Source organism: Moritella sp. 36 (assembly GCF_018219415.1).
In the GTDB taxonomy this organism is placed as follows: domain Bacteria; phylum Pseudomonadota; class Gammaproteobacteria; order Enterobacterales; family Moritellaceae; genus Moritella.
Map to the genome: position 1 here is coordinate 2,652,543 of NZ_CP056120.1, position 17,235 is coordinate 2,669,777.

Sequence of the window (17,235 nt, forward strand, 5' to 3'; positions counted from 1 at the left end):
AAATGGATTTAAGCAATCACGACTCAAAATTGAACAGAATTTTGTTGTTATCTGCAACTTTACTATCGGAAATTTTGTTGTATTCCGGCGACTTAACAACACAAAGTGCCCGTTAAAAATATATTACAAAAATTTAATAAAAGGTATGTAATTATGACGACTGCAAAACAAACCCATAATAGTGAATCCGCAATTCCACGCCTTTCACTCGAACAATTTGGTGGTGATGATATTGGGAAATCCGAAATGGTTAATCTTTTTCGAGGTAACCTTAGCTTCCCACTTGAAGTAACAGCATTACCAGGCAGTAATGGTCTCGATTGCAAAATCACAATGCTGTACGAAAGTAATGCGCAATTCTCTGTAGAAAAATGGAATCAGGATAAACCAACTGGCATTGTAGGTATGGGCTGGAGTATACCTTATGAACGGATCGTTATATCGGCTAAACGTAGTGGCTCAAAGCTAGATGACAATTATTATATGCTCACTGAAGGAGCGACACAAAAACTGGTAGCGATACCCCGATCTTGGACTATTGGATTACTCACATCTGATGTAGTGCAAAGCCTGTTACGAAATAGGTCAAGTGATAACATTGTTCAAGAGCAGTGGCAAAATTTTAATCGTAAGTTATCAACATCTACTCGTATTGAACAACAAGACGATAGCAGTTATTTACTCTATGACGATGGAAATGAGCGAGTTTATAACTTACACATTACTGACAATGGGCAATATGAATTAACCACCGCAGGCCAAAGTTTTGAGCTAGAAAATTTCCAGTATTGGCAAATCAGCTATTATCAGGAATACCAAAGATGGGAAATAATCAAAGAAGATGGAACTATCTGTACCTATGGTAGTAACCTCGTCGAGAAAAATGCCAATACGTTGCAATATGGGGTTAAGTGGAATAACTGGGTCGGTGATACTTGTGAAGCAAAAGGTGAACAAACGATTACCGCTTGGAATTTAGCCAAAGTAGAAAACATTTATGGCAACCATTATTTATATGACTATCAAGTCCAAAAACAAACAGTGGGCAACGGAGCGGACTCTCTCTTCTACACTAAAGAGTGCCACGTACGAAAGATCAGTAATGATCTTGGCTGGTCACTACAATATATTTATGACAATAAAGTGTATGATAATAGTGAATTAACTGCGCCTAAAGAATATCTAGATCCCCATAAAAATCCGTCACAGCCAGCTGAAACTGCAGATGCTTTCCAGAGCCAATACGATACCTTATTTCTAAGTGAAATAGGCTTGTTTAATGCGAATCAAACTACCATCAGTCGGGTGGTATTTGACTATTATGAGTTACAAAATCTGACGCCTGAGCCTTCAAGTAATGCGAAACCTCTGGCCAAACTTGCTTATGGAGCCTGTTACAAGCGTTATTTAAAAGGTATTAAGCAATATTTCCAACAAGATGTCACTAAGCCTGGTATTCAGTTCACTTATAATTTTACCAAAGATACGAATCAAAACCGTGGTGTATTAACCGAGATACTTTACCCTGAAGGAGGAAAATTTACCGCCAACTATAAAGAGATTATGGTCGGTGATGGCGCTGAAAACGAGCAGCAAGGCGCACGAAACAAATCCATTGATAACCCTTTTGGTGCAGATAAAGAAGATAAACCCAGAGTCTGGTTTGGTGAAAATTATATTGTAAGTGCTTGGTATAGTGAAGACGAAAGCCGCTTGATGGTTAATGTTTTCACCTGGTTAGGAACCTGGTATCAAAGTACTGAGCAATGGTTTATTTTTGATGAAAGCATCGATATTGATAAACTACAAATTGCCACTAGCGATAACAGCTTCTTAATGGCAATGAGTCAATCGTATGTTAATAGCGTGTATTTATTTAACCGCTCTCATTTACGTCAAGGTAATTGGGAAATTCAACAACAAGAAAATGAATATCAAAGCCACGAGTATGGTTCTGAGACTTTACATATATCGAATGGCGATGACTTCTTTATTGTCAATGGTGTCGATAATAATGAAGATAAGGTCATTGATCGTTACGGGTGGAACCGAAATAATCAAAGTTGGGAGGTGAGCAGCTTAACAGATGACCCACAACTGTGTCCGGAAGGTAGTACGGCAAGTCAGGTTGAGTATTACACGACAGCATCGAGTAACTATTATGTCATTTTATGCCATGATCAGACCCAGGAACCACCGTCAAGTAAATTGGTTATTGACTACCAGTCTTCAAGTCTTAAGGATGATGAAACGCTTGACTGGCATCGAGGTGGAACATTAGATACTAGCGCTATTTCTATTCCATCTTCTAGAAACACCTCCTATTTTAACTTTGCCCCTGCCGAAAGTTTTGCAGCAATGTCTTATATCACCGATTATATTGGTAATTCAAATATGACGACATTTAACTACGCACTGCAAATTTTAACTTGGGATGAAGATTTTAAACAGCTAGCTTTGGCTAAAATCGATAATGTTTGTCTCAATAATTTCACCAGCATACCAGCACCTATACAAGGGGCCCTAGGCCCTCAGGTTGTAGATAATACCTTGGTTGGATCGGGTCCAAACGTTTATTACTTTGATGGCATAAAATGGCAACACAAATATGTCGATATTAAATTTGATAGTCAATTTAGCAATCCTAGTGTTCAATATTACTGGTATGAATATACTGCAGACAGTATTTTAAAATCAGAAAATACTGATTCCGGGATTTTCGTTGAATTAAGTTACCTAAATAAGAATGATACTACCGCAGCTTGGCAGTCAATAGTATTGGAAGATAGTGAGCATGAGTCAGAGTCATTAAGGCAAAATAAAGCTTACCCTTCGTTAACATCCACCTACTGTACTTATGGTAGTAAAGTTTATAACCGTGGCGTATATAATGAATGGAAAGATCCAAAAGACCAAAATATAATCAATGAAGATTTTCTATTAACTGATTTTAGTCAATTGCCTGCATTACAAGGATTGACGATTAATACCAGTACTATTATTAATCAAGCGCCTTATTTTATTGCGTTTATGACAGTGGATGAGGAAGGTCTGCCGACTGCAACTTATATTGCGTTTCTGCGTAATGGTGATTTCATCCGCGGTAGTGACGGTCACCCGGTACTCGAACAATTTGAAAAACAACAAGTGACTACCCTGTTGGATAAACAATATCACTATCAACAGTCACTGAATGGTAAATTACCTGCTATTCCGATGGGATTTGTCACATATGCTATAAAGGCTAATCCTAACGCGTCTAAACAAATCACATTACACCGTTATGCCAATGAATCGACACAAAAACCAATCTCGGCCTATGTGGTTGATAATATTAAAATCGAAACCGGCTATGATACGCAAAATAAATGCTACCAGTACAGCGATCAATCGGCCGCACAAGATGCCACAGGCACGATTATTAAATTCCAAACCGTCACTGAATACAGCGGCTGTTTAAAAAGTAATGATCAGCAAAATGGTTACATCGTGTCTAAATTTTTCAATGGATTACCTCAGGGCAAAGATGAATTCCTTCATCCCGTTGATAATGATATAGCCAATCAGCACTATACAATGCTAGACGGCCAACTGTGGTCTAAACAACAATATAATGCCTCTGGTACCCTGATTAGTTCAGATATATCGAGTTGGCGGGTACAAACAAAAATCGCTATAGATGCGTTAGATTCTAAATTACGGGCATTATATGGTGGCATACCACAAATATACCAATCAGCATCAATGCAGGACGGCGTTGCGACTATTAATCGGATTGAATATGCTTTGGCTTCTGGTAATCCTAAAAAAACATCGTTCAATTATTTTTCAAGTACAGGTGAAGAGTTAACTCAGCAAACCCTAACCGATTATGCTTATGAAAAATACGTCGGCATGTGGCAACAGAATTTGCTTAAGCCCGTTGTACAAACTCAGGTACAGGCCAAAGACGCTGTAGCACACGATTTTGAACTACTGTCAGCGAATGCATACACTTGGAAACAATGGCAATGCGATGATAATCAATATTGGGCAGAGAATGCCACTTATGTCGCGACTCAAGATAATGTGGGTAATTTTCCATACTGGGATGAACCCCAATCTGATGACAAATGGTTAAAAACAAATAATATACTTTCCCGTAACGCAATGGGTGGTATTGTTGAACAAAGCAATGCTAACCAAGTAAAAAGTACTATTATTTATGATGATGATCAACGCTTTAGCCTTGCTTCATTCAACAATGCAGGTATTGAAGAAAATGGTGTGAGCTACGATAGCTTTGAAGACTACCAGACTACACAATGGGTTTTTACACAAGGACAAGGTACGCCTGTTAGCGAAAATAATGGCATTATCACGACTGACTCCTTTAGTGGTTTTAATAGTTTTAATCTAACCAGTTCTGGAATATTGAGAAAAACGATTACCCTTAGTGCATTAACGCAAGATTATGTTTTCTCCGGTTGGTTTAAAACAACACCATCAGCGAGTACCTATCAAATGACGATGGCGCTAAGTGATGCGAGTTCAAATCAAGTAAGTAAATCTATCAATATTGTACCTGACGGAAAATGGCAGTATGTGCAATGGGTGGTTAACCCTGATGACTCTAGTTTAAGTGGCAGTGAAATACAACTTGATATTCGCACCGATTTCAATGCTGCCGACACCTTTATACGGATTGATTCATTATTGTGGATGCCGCTAAACAGCGATGTTAAAGCAGATGTTTATGATTTAAACCTGCTTTTACCTACGGCGAAACTCACAGCGAATGGACGATGTGAAAAAACGTTTTACGATCTTTGCTACAATGCTATTTCCCATACTGGTGTTGATCAAAATACCTTAAATATTAATGCCGACTTTATGGCACGTCAAATCACAGAAATTGACGACGACATAGACTTTCCCATCCATACACCTAATTTTGACCTCGTAATCGATGCTCAGGATATGGGGTTTTATGACCAATTCAATATTGACGCGTTACAAGATTATACTTTTGTTAACTGTGGTGTCGATGACTGGCAGGTCACTAAGCGTAAGTTACAACTGCAGAATACAAACTCAGCAACATTAGGTGCACAGATACAACGAAAGGATTTTGCAGCCGATAGTCTTGCTGTCAATGTCATTGTGAATAGCGATAGCAGCAATACCGTTTCATTAGGCACGGGTAAAATATACGTTATATGGAATAGCAGCAAATGGTTATTAGTTGAAGATAACGCGGGTACATTGACAGAATTACAAACCGTTGAGGATGTGGATTTTCAAGCACAATGGCTGTTAACCGTGTTTGATGACCGAGTATTATTCTACGCCAATGGTATTTGTTTATTCAATTATCAATCCAGTGGATTACAGCAAAACCAAGTCTTGCTGGGAATGCAAAAACCGGGCAGTTTTTCTGCTATTCAGGTGTGTGAAAACATCGCCTTAAGTTTGTCTTATAAAGATGGTTTAAGCAAAGAACGACAAACGATTCAGATGGAATCTAGCGATTCAGTGATCTTAACTGCAACCTTATATGACAATATTGGTAGAGCTGCAATCATGGTGAAACCTTCGCGAGTTACCAGTAAAGATGTTGTCAATCCATTTTCCTATCATACTGATTATGTAACAAATGGCGGTTGTAACGATTCAATTTGGCTAGGTAGTCCTATCACTGGTGACGTAGTCAAATATCATAGTGATGCCGAAGGTTATCCTTTTAGTCGTACTGTATTTGAGCCTTCGCCAATCCAACGCCCTGTTCAACTCGGTAAACCGGGTAAAGGTTTTGCTATTACCAATACGGGTAATAATCATATAACGACAATGGAGTATGGAAATAATAAGAATGATCCAGGATTTTTCTATCCACTACCAATTGGTCAGTATTTTATAACCAAAACGACAGATCCTGATGGCAATAATACAACCCGTTATGTGGATGTGCTTAATCATAAGAAGAACCAAAAAAATCAAGACAGTGAACAGGAACCTTCATACCTCGGTGTGATACAACAAAATCCTGACGCGACTGCTGATATAAAATATAGTTGGGCTTATGACCGTAAATCCCAAGTTATAGCAAGCTTACCACCCAAGTATTATGCTGAACGAGCTTCAGCTCATAACACTGAGGTTATGCCGACTCTAGCTTCGACCTATTGTTATGACTTCTTAGGACGGCAAATCAGTAGCTTTAGCCCTGATGTCGGGAAAAGCTTATATATTTATGATCATCTCGACCAATTGCGATTTATACAAAGTGCCACAGCGGCAGAAAAAAACTATCTTAACTATTTCAAATATGACCAGCAACAAAGGATCATAGAAAAAGGCAGTGATGAGTCTAGCTGGGATGAAGAGCTTTTACAGGAAAGAGCAAACAATTCGCCTCAATTGCCTCTTATTGAGGATACTTGGTGTAGTAAATATTTGTTTGATGGCAATGATGACACCGTTAATATGATTGGTATGTTGTGGCAGGCCGTTAGCAATAACAGAGATACATCCGAAGATGTTGCCACCTGCACCAAGCATTGGTTTGATGGTGATGGTAGGAAACATTGGTTTGGTGATGATGGCCGCATGACTAATATGCTTGATAAGTTGTGGAAAACAATTAGCAACAACAGAGACACATTCAGGGGTGATATTTATGAAAGTTATAATTATAATCGAATGGGTAATGCCACTCAATGCCAGCAAATACTTACCGAACCAGAGAACTGCACTTATGTTATAGATTATACTTATAACTCAGCGGGTTGCTTGTTAACCACCACAGATAGTGTGACTAATCTAACCGTCGCTCACACTTACAACCCACTGGGGCAACTGATTAGAGTTGATAGTAAAACGCCACAGTCAGAATCACGCCGATTAGCGAATTATAGTTACACGCAGGAAGGTGATTTAGCACAAGTTGGCCTACTCCCTGTAAATAATACAGCAATGGCGACTCGTGATTTTTCTTACTTACCGACGGGTTGGATATCGAATATTAACGATGATTGTATAGATCAGACATTACAATACACTGAAGCAGGCTGTGATGGCGACGGTTATTACACCGGCGCTATTGCCAAGCAGAGTGTGCAATATAAAAAGGGAGTACAACAGGATGATGATCGCTGTTTTACTGTCGATTACCTTAACCGAATAGAGAGTGCAAAAAACAGCAGTACAACGGATCAATGGAGTATGGATGCTAACGGTAATTTCGAGAGCCATGCAATCAATGATGCCATTCACAGTTACACGACTAAAACAGATAGTAATCGTCTCACTAGCATCCAAGGCGACACGTTCAACAGAACGCTAACTTATACTGAAAATGGCGAGGTTGATACCATTACAGACGGTAACGGTACTCAAATGCAATTTGCTTATAGTCGTGGTAATGGTTTGACAAATACCATCTCACTACCAGGCAACAACACTCATGATCAAGTCGATTATCATTATAATGCCAACAATCAGCGAGTGATTAAACAGGTCACATTAGATCAGGATTCAGTGCTTCAGCGTACTTATATCCATGGTTTAGCAAATAATCCTATTGTTGAAATTGATAAAGTTGATGGTCAAAATAAAATAAAACGTTACATACATCTGCCAGGATGTACCGTGATATATTATGACAATCAGTATTTCGTCGCACTCAAAGATCATTTAGGATCAACACGTATGCTGCTAGATGAACATAATAATGTCGTCGGCCAATACAACTATGATGTTTATGGTACGCCAGAGATAATTAAATCACCGCAGTTTATGTTTGATTATCTTTATACTGGGCAGGAGTATGAACCACAAACTGGATTATATAATTATAAATCTCGATTATATGACCCGATGATTGGCCGTTTTATTATGATCGATCCTGAAATGGAGTTCTTTTCACCTTACGTATACGCGGGCAACAACCCTCTCATATTTGTCGATCCAAACGGTAAAGAAGTATTTTTAGCGATTCTTGCTATAGGGGCGTTAATTGGGGCCGCTATCGGTGGTGCAACGGCAGCATACCAAGGTGTAAAAGCGAACAAAACCGGGTGGGATCTTGTGGGTTATATTGCCACAGGTACAGCCATTGGGGCAGTAGGTGGTGCAGCATCGGCAGCAGGAGGTGTTGGGGCTTTCGCAGCGGGTTCTGCGGCTGTTTCTGCGACGGGTTCTACTGCTGCAGGTGTTGTGGCCGGAGCAGCCTTCGGCTCGGCAAGCACCAGTTTGCTTAGTGCGAGTAGCAATACCTTAAACTTCCTAAATAATCAGGCATTTGGGGTTAAGAATTCGGGGACAATTGGGGATGCAGCACTACAGGGTGCCAGTATTGGCGCTGTTGTTGGCGCTGTCGGTGGCGGACTTGTTGGGCATGGAGGTTCGATAGCACAATTGACCGCGTTACGGTCAAGTTTATCTTACAACTATCGCTCGCTTGGGCAAGTCTGCGAAGCCCTTAACATCTATTCAGAGATGACTGTATTGCCGCTACCTTCATTATTTACTAAAAACCAGAAAGTATTAAAGGGTGCTTTATTTTTAACTAGCCGCTCTAAACTGAATACGGCATTAACGTCAACCACTGACTACTACACTACAAATGCGGTGACACCAAGTGAACCTGCGTAAATTCCACTAAGAAATTAGTGGTATTATGGCCCGTCAAAGTATGTAATTTGTGCTTTGACGGAGCTTTAATACCTATCCCACCTTAACAATCATAGACACTCATTCATACTTCCTGAATTAGTATCAATGACCTGCTTCAAGACCAAACGGAACAAAATTCAGCCTTTGATAAAAAAGATTACAAGATATTATTTGACGTACCTCACATAAAAATGCCTAATCGGAACCTATCTTATTGAACGATAAAATAGAGACGAACGTGAAGAATAAAAATCTGATTGCATCATCTGTTGTACTATTAGCCCTACTCCCACAGGCTGCAAACGCATGGAACTACCAAGGACATGTAATCGTTGCAGAAATTGCCTACCAGAATCTATCTGACACAGCACGTGGACAAGTTGACGTGTTAGCAGAAAAAGCATATCGCTCAATGCCTCAAGATATCAAAAATAAAATGGATACTTTTGAAGGTGCAAGTCAATTTGCAAAACTCGCTATGGTACCGGATTTAATTCGTAAGGTTCCAGCAGAAAAAATTTGGGAATCGATGGGCGAACAAATACCGGCATCGTTAAACCAGTGGGATGAAAAAACCACGGGTGCTTGGCATTATATTAACCAAGCGTATCCAGCAAGTAGTAAATGTAATTTTATTCACATTCCAAATGTGGAAGTCGTATCTAAAAGCTTATTTGAAAGCTTCAAAGTAAATCATCAAGCAGCAAGCATGATGTTTATTAGCCACCTTGTTGGCGATTCACACCAACCAATGCACTCAATTAGCAGCGACATTTCCGCTAACAGCTGTAATAGTGACCTAGGTGCGAATAAATATACGCTTAATATTCCACAACGCGATCTCCACCATTTATGGGACAGTGGTATGGGCTTCCTTGACACGCTTTATAATATCCATGGTGTGGCAGTAACACTACAGAAAACGCACCCTAAAAAGTCGTTTGAACTAGGTACTACTGGTAATATCAATCAGTGGATACAAGAAAGCTATAAAATGGCAGACTTCGGATACAGTGTGAAGAAAAACACAACACCAAGTACTGCATACTATAAGCAAGGCACCAAAGACGTTAAACAGCGTTTATCTCAAGCTGGTTATCGTTTAGCTGATGAAATAAATTCGGCATACCCAACCAAGTAACCTCAGGTCTGATACCGCCTAAAGCGAGTCACTTTCGACTCGTTTTTTGTAATTGTGTCTCTGGGAACAAGTATCTAACACTAATAACTTACAGGAGTTTTTAATAATTCAGCATCCAAGATCTCAGTAACTAATCTTTAATCATAGATATATGAACTTAAGATTCAATCATAATACCCGAGCGCACGATGCCCTTTCACTTTTATTACTTGCTCGATATTTATATATTGTGATAACGCTTCGAGTAGCTCGGCTTCTTGATTCGGCTCGTAATGGATTCGGCGAGTACAATAAATATCGACGGGCTGACTGCACAAACACATAATACCAGCTTTATTTAACGTCTTTATTTTATAATCTTTAGCAAATTGAACCGTAACAGTTTTCGTCACTGCATGAAAACCAGTAAATTTAACTGCTAATAACGCCATCCCACCAGCACCTACAAAAGCAAGTGGGCCAACATATATAACCGTCGCCAAACAGGCCACCGCAGAGAACCATGCAAAACCACGCATGATTGTATAAGCTACATCAGGGATGGTGTCTTTTTCAGTATAAATGATACCTAAAGGAGTGAGCTTGTAGTGCAAATCCTTATCAGGGCTAAATAAATATCGCGTCATACCTAACAACATAAAAGTGAAGATGATACCGAAGATAATAGTTCCTATGGATACTTTAGAAACCCCCATATAAATAAATAAACCACCAGCAATCATGCTTAAAATTGCTCCAAAAATCCTGTCGTGTAAAGGCTCTTTTAATCTAAGCCCCCACTCATAACTAGCAGGTGATTTTAATAATTTGGCATCTAAAACATCACGTAATTTGCACTCTTCTTCACAACGCAACTCGTTTATCGTCTGTTCCGTTATTCCGTCTGTTTTACTCATACTGACCTACTCTGCTAGTATATAAATTTGAACGATTGTCACTGATTACTTGCCCTTTCACCATGACAGCCAAAGAACCTTCAGTGCCTTTAGCTATGTACTTTATCTCCGAGTCACCAACAGGGACTACAATATCTACATTGAAGCTATCTCTATCTGCTTCAACATCAATATCTACACTATACTGCCATGAGCCTTCTCGCTCAGTCCACCTCCCTTGATTTAGTTCATCTAATGTAAGCGGTGCAGTTAAAGCAGGTACTTCAGTCGTGTTACGAATACGTAATGTTGTTGATACATTTAAACATTTGGAAATGGCAATATCGACTTCATCATTAATTGAAATACCAGGCATCGTTATAGTTAGATTTTTTTGATATGATTTACGTCCTTCATCCATCCATTGCTGTGATGCTGCAGTTTCTTCTAATGTAGTAATTTCAACCACGGGTTGATGAATTATTTTGTCATATTCAAGCAATTCGTGTTCAGCCGTCCAACCTTTGTTTTGCCTTTGTCCCCACGTACTTTTATTAACCCAAATCTCAAGTGGGGTCTTTTGTATAGCACTGAGCAAAACAGAAACAATAAGATATACAATACCTGAGATTGCTAAGGCAGCTGTCATCCATGGAAGGAATATTGTGCCTAATGCGCGCCTACCTAATAGTGAAAGTAACCAACGATAAGTTTGAACACCAAATACAACACTCTGAACACTTAATGCTGCTAATTTTGTTTGTAACAACGAATCTTCAAGCTCACTACCTGCATCATCTATATCATCCCATGTCATCCAGGCTTCAACACCTGCAGCTACTAGGCCAAAACCTGCCATAGTTCCCATGCTGATACTAAACCGTTTCACCAAAGCACCATATGTGTCATGAGACACTGCCTCCCGAAGCGATAGGGCTAATAGTGTTTCACCCTGATTCTGAACCTGCGCCCAATGCACGCCTCTAAACACATCACTGATAGACGAGGCAGTCCAAAAGAAAGTGGAAGCAAGGTCTTTATTAATTCTAGATTTCTGTTTGTCATCCAAATAATCATAGTTATTTGCATAATCTTCAGCTTTATACAGCAGGTTAACAAAATTCAACATAGCTAATGCTGGTGATGTTACACCATACTTTTCATATATAACTTGCGCTTTCTGTGTTCGCTTTGCCACTTCTGTGCCAGCAAGTTCTGCTGTACTTTGGCTAGATATAGCATCAATCTGTTTCATCTTTTCATTTTCAAAAACAAGCAAATCAGGTTTATTTTCGATGTGAATTTGCTTTTGATTAACTAGCTTTTCAATTTCTATATCTATTGCTTCTTTCTTGAATTTTTTAGCGTAGAAAGAGTTCCCTTTACCACTGGTCTTTTTATTTGAATTTAAGCTCGCTTTGCTTCTAAGAAGTGGTTTAAGCCGATTGTCGATAGCATCAAGATCAGCATTAAATTGTTTCATCTTAATATCAAATTGCTCATTTAAGATGATAGATTGCCCATCAATAGCACCAGCTAATAACGATAATCGTAAATGGTGAACAAATGAACTATTCACATTATTTGATATATTCGATGGTAGAGCATTAGTAAACAGTGAGCTTTGTAGCGTTCCCCACGCTGAACTAGCAGTGCCTTTTGCAGCGTCTTTAAAGGCACTGAATGTACGTTGTACAGCAGTTTGAACCAACGGATACCATGTAGAACCCTGTGCGCCTGCCACGTTAAAGCCCATGAAGGTATCAAGCTCACTTAATCGTGAAAGCCATAGCGAACCATTACTAACAGTTGCCCAATCAAAATTACCCTTATCCGTTTCGGTTTTTAGCTCAATGAACAATGACATTCGTTCTTCAAACTCTTTTTTATACTCAGTTGAAAAGCAGAAAGTAGTCAGTGATAACAGGTTGTCAGGGGATTGCTGAGTTAAAAATGATTTGAGACACGTTCCCTCTTCCTCATCGAACACGGTAAGCATAAGCATTGAGGTTAGCGCATTCGAAAGGTTCAATAGATAGATCATGCTCTCAGTATTTTCAACATCAAAGCCAAGCTTCATTGCATCAATACCAATAACTTGCAAACTTACTAATAAATCTTGATGAGCCTGTTTAATTAGCGGTAAGTTGGCTTTTAACTTAGGTTCAATATCATCACAAAATGCATCTAATTCATCCCACCTAACTTCATCTTGATACTTACTTTTTTGCTGTGCAATAAAATCAAGATCTTGTTTTCCCGTAGATTCAAAATTATATTTTGCTAATAATTTATTTTTAGATTCCGCAATTTTATCATCATACTTTTGGCCTACAGTTCCGAGCATATCTTGTGTCGCAGCATATGTTTGTGAATAAGCATTCTTAACTTCAACCCGATTTAAGTATTCATTAAAATCAATGTTGAATTTACTTTTTAGTTTAGGGTTATCTTTAATTTTTGATGGTAATTCATCACCACTTAACTGTACTCTCGCTAGGCTCTTCGTAAACTGCGCCATTTCCCATTTACGGGTATTCTCTGCAACTTCTTCATCCGTTGACCCCATGACCAGAGAGTGCCTTGCGTAAGGTTGTGCCAAAGCAATATACAGATCTTTGACATCGGCAAGGGAATCATCAAGCGCAACAATAATAGCAGCTGTTTTCTCTGGCAGGTCGACAGTATGATCAGCCTCTGTGCTTGCAGCCTTGTGACTAACCAAACCATCATTATTCCCCTCTAACTCAGGATCAGATAGCGGTGTACAGGTATTATTAAAGGTTTCCTCTCCTTCAATATCCACATCTGCAACTAATTCGCTTAGTTTAGTAATGTTAGCTGTGTGCGGTGCAACTTTGTAGTCACTCACATTCAACTGTCGCATCCATGCATCACGGCTAGCAGCATCATTACTTATGTGTTCACAAACACGGTCTGTCCAACGCAATGGTGCAAACGCAATGGTCAGTTTATCGCTAGTGTTGTATAACAGAATACTTTTTACGTCTCCAGCCTGACTGGCCGCGTGTTGATCTATCGTATCCCATTCATATTTGGTATACGTTGACCCTGTTATTTGGTATTCGTCTAATTCACTTTTTGTGTCGTTATACACATATAGCCAACCATCACGTAATTGACGCAAAGTGTGATCACGCATACCACTCGACATCAGCCCTGACTCTAAGTTAGTTCCGGTGCTATCGAGTTGCTCACGCTCTTCATCGAGTGATTCAGCCATTTTGTCAGAAAAAGCATACCGGACAGGTAAAATACCGATCTGCTGGCCTCCTGAAGAAGGGATCTGTTTTTCTTTAACCAATCGATAAACTTGTACTTTTCCTTCTGCCGCAGGTACAGTTTTCATGACTTTATTAGGAATAATTATCTCATCGCCAGGATGGATTATATTAGGATTTGGGCGTGATTTTTTGAATTCGCTATTGAGCTCATGATCATATATGGTCTGATAATTACGAAAACCAAAACGACGAGCAATGAGAGTAAGGTTATCACCACTTACAACTGTATATACACTAGATTTATCTGACATTATCAATCCCTAACGTTGTCATTATGACCAATCTCCGCTATCAAACTCTGGAAAACAAATTTTTGCATTCTTATATTCGACACCACAAAGTTTCACGTAACCGTCAGTATCTAATTGTCCATTAACTTCATCTCCAGATGCCAGTGTGACTAAATACGCGGCATTTGCCATCGGTACATCATCATGGTCTAGCAATTTAAATTCTAACAAAACAGGCTTATCAGCCTGAACCAGGTCAATGGCCTTTTTCTGGGTACTACTACTTACCTGTTGATTTCTTTGCGAAGCTGCCCCTCTTTCCCAATCATAGCCTTCGTATTGTGGGAAATGGATCTGCGAGCTTTTATATTCAGCGCCGGAAAATAATTTATAACCATTTCCGTCTAATTGTCCGGTTCGCTCTTCATCCGTCGCCAATTTTAAAATATATTCTGCATTCGCTATCGGGGTGTCAGTTTCATCCAATAATTCAACTTCTATTTCGAATGGGCCGTCGACAGCCGCATCTTGAATGGCTCGAGCAGGCGCGGTAGTAGTGTTAACTGGCGCAATAATAGGCTTTGATAATGGTTTACTTTCGGAAGCTGGTGAATGGCTTTCTTGTTTTGTTATTGACGCTTGAAGTGTCCTAACTTTACTCACCAATACTTCATTACCAATACCCATTGTCATAGATTGGTGTACATTTCCGCTATCGTTAATAACACCATCAAACTGTGCTTGTGGCCATTGCAGTAAAACAATATGGCCGAGAAGGAGTTTATCAATTACACGAGTATATTTATCTGCTGGTGAGGCCATGAAATCAGCATGATCATTATGCCAATCAAGATCCCAAATTTGAGTGTGATTAAGGTGACATTCGCGGATAATATCAATAGCAACATACGGCCTTAATACCATTTTAAGATCTGTGGGTTTTAATTCACTTAATAATATTAATTTATAAGACATTGCCAAATCCGTTTAGCGAAAATTGAAGTACGATGATGCTATTCCTTTGCATCTTACATCTGTTTAACTATCAGCCCTATGTTTCTTCGTTAAATTAATACCTTAACTAAACCAAGGACTGAGGGCTAGTATGATGTTTCTGTATTAAGACTCAATAAGCTGTCCATGTTCATCAATTATCACCAACAAAGCAGCTAATCGCTCATCAAAATTCTCAGGCTTTTTATCTTCAAATAAAAATGAACCCTTATTACCTTCCCAAAACTCCTGCTCAGTTAACACAGATTCAAGTCCGTGCTCCATAAAATGAGCCACATAAACAAGAATTTCTTTATAAGATTTTTTGCTATTAATGATTGGATTACCTGATGGCTGTACCGAAAATTTAAAGTAACCAGCAGACTCTGTTTTCGTTTCACTGCGTAACAAAAACATTAATGCGGTGCTATTTTCATAGATTCGTAGATCGTCATAGCGTGCGACGGTAATAACCCCTTTTCGCCATGAATAAACTAATCGTCGTTGACGATCGAATATAAGGGGCGCATAACGAGGAAAAGTAATAATCCAATACAATAGTCCTGGGATAGCAATAAAAGCGATGATTAATATGAATACATCCGTATGGAGCATCCTTTCGCCACCAACATAATAATGATAGCGATCATTAATATATTGATTTATGGTCATAACACCTTCTTCATTTATTCTTTTAATTGCATATAAATCAACTTTATTTGTTGTAATGCTAAAATAATCAATACCGTGGTTTTCATTAACAGCTTCAATATAGCGTATTGCAGAACGCTCTGATTTCCCCCATCCATCAACAAAATCATAACTATATATACCACATAGCAAGATAAGTGCGCATAACCAAGGAATAAGGAACAAGTTACGTTGTACGCCAGTTGTATTATTTAAAAAACAAAAGCGTTGGTCAATCTCAATAACTGGCTGCGGAGGCCAATTTGTAGCTTTACACTCAACATTCAAAATTTCATCATGTCGCATTGGCAGAGCCAGTTTTGATAGATCTTTTATAAATACACCCATGTAAATCCTTTTACACTAATAATTAATGTTATTAAGACTCAATAAGCTGCCCATGTTCATCAAACTCAACTTCGTCTGTCGCAGCATCAATTCTCACTAACAATGCCGAAAGCTGTTCTTCAAAGTCATCGGGCTTTTTATCTTCAAATAAGAACCACCCTTTACGCCCCTGCCACTCTGTTTGTTCAGGCATCACGTGTTCGCGTCCGTATTCCATAAACTGTACGATGTAAGCAAGGATCTGTTGATAAGAATCTTTACTGTTATAGATAGTATTACCCTGCGGCGTGACAGAGAATCGACCCCAACCTAATTTACCTTTTTTTACAGTAGCTCTTAGCATGATAGCTAAGAAAGACGGAGTTTCCAAAGCACGTAGATTGTCATAACGCTGTGCTACAACCTTGCCTTTACTCCATGTATAAAGAAGGCGACGTTTACGGTCAAAAATCAAAGGAGCACGACGTTTAAAGCCTATAATCCAAATGAGTAATAGTGGGATGGTTGTTCCGAAGAAAATGATGCTGTTTCGGTCATGACGGCGACTCCAATCACCAAATTCATATAATTTATCACCATATCTGTCTATTAAAAATTGATCGAAAGTTAGTTTATTGTTTTCATCAAGTCGATTGTATTTATATAAGATTATGTCTCGGTGCTTCTTATTCAGAGCTAATGTTTCAAAATAATCATTTCCATAGGTCTTTTTTCTGAATTCAATAAAATTCAATGTACTTTGCTCTGATGCTTTCCAGCTTTTATATACATCTTGCACCTCTGTCGCACACAGATATAGAACCGATAATAACGCTGGAATTAAAAATAAATTCCGAATAATAACAAAGCTATTACTTAATACTAAAAAATCATTACTAATAGAGATTATCGGTCTAGGTGCTTTACTATTTTCATCAAGTTCATACTCCAACAATTCATCACGCTTAAACAAAAGAGGAATAGGATGTTCAACCCATTTAAACTTTTTCATCTATTAT

General features: G+C 38.8%; 7 protein-coding genes. 2 read left to right on the forward strand and 5 right to left on the reverse strand.

The window, feature by feature from the left end; all coding sequences use genetic code 11:
• The first annotated feature begins 153 nt into the window (after window positions 1-153).
• Both HWV03_RS11845 and HWV03_RS11850 read left to right on the forward strand, forming a co-directional pair.
• Entirely contained in the window at window positions 154-8,634 is an 8,481-nt protein-coding gene (locus HWV03_RS11845; protein ID WP_211676092.1) for an RHS repeat-associated core domain-containing protein, read from the forward strand.
• A 259-nt stretch (window positions 8,635-8,893) separates the two neighbouring features.
• The gene (locus tag HWV03_RS11850) at window positions 8,894-9,796 is read left to right on the forward strand and encodes a S1/P1 nuclease (RefSeq protein ID WP_211676093.1); all 903 of its coding nucleotides are present in this window, start codon (window positions 8,894-8,896) and stop codon (window positions 9,794-9,796) included.
• A 164-nt stretch (window positions 9,797-9,960) separates the two neighbouring features.
• Here HWV03_RS11850 and HWV03_RS11855 read toward each other — a convergent pair whose 3' ends face one another.
• The 5 genes from HWV03_RS11855 to HWV03_RS11875 form a co-directional block, all read right to left on the reverse strand.
• Window positions 9,961-10,692, reverse strand: a complete 732-nt coding sequence (locus tag HWV03_RS11855; protein WP_211676094.1) for a hypothetical protein — start codon at window positions 10,690-10,692, stop codon at window positions 9,961-9,963.
• A complete protein-coding gene (locus tag HWV03_RS11860) occupies window positions 10,685-14,227 on the reverse strand; it encodes a toxin VasX (RefSeq protein ID WP_211676095.1) in 3,543 nt (1,180 codons plus the stop codon). Before HWV03_RS11860 ends, HWV03_RS11855 begins: the two co-directional genes overlap by 8 nt.
• A 21-nt stretch (window positions 14,228-14,248) precedes the next feature.
• Window positions 14,249-15,181 carry a hypothetical protein gene (locus tag HWV03_RS11865; protein WP_211676096.1) on the reverse strand — a complete coding sequence of 311 codons (933 nt, stop codon included), beginning with the start codon at window positions 15,179-15,181 and terminating at the stop codon, window positions 14,249-14,251.
• A 144-nt stretch (window positions 15,182-15,325) separates the two neighbouring features.
• Window positions 15,326-16,237: a hypothetical protein gene (locus HWV03_RS11870; RefSeq protein WP_211676097.1), complete on the reverse strand. Its 912-nt coding sequence runs from the start codon at window positions 16,235-16,237 to the stop codon at window positions 15,326-15,328.
• Between the two features lie 31 nt (window positions 16,238-16,268).
• On the reverse strand, window positions 16,269-17,228 hold the full coding sequence (locus HWV03_RS11875; protein WP_211676098.1) for a hypothetical protein: 960 nt from the start codon (window positions 17,226-17,228) through the stop codon (window positions 16,269-16,271).
• Window positions 17,229-17,235 lie beyond the last annotated feature (7 nt).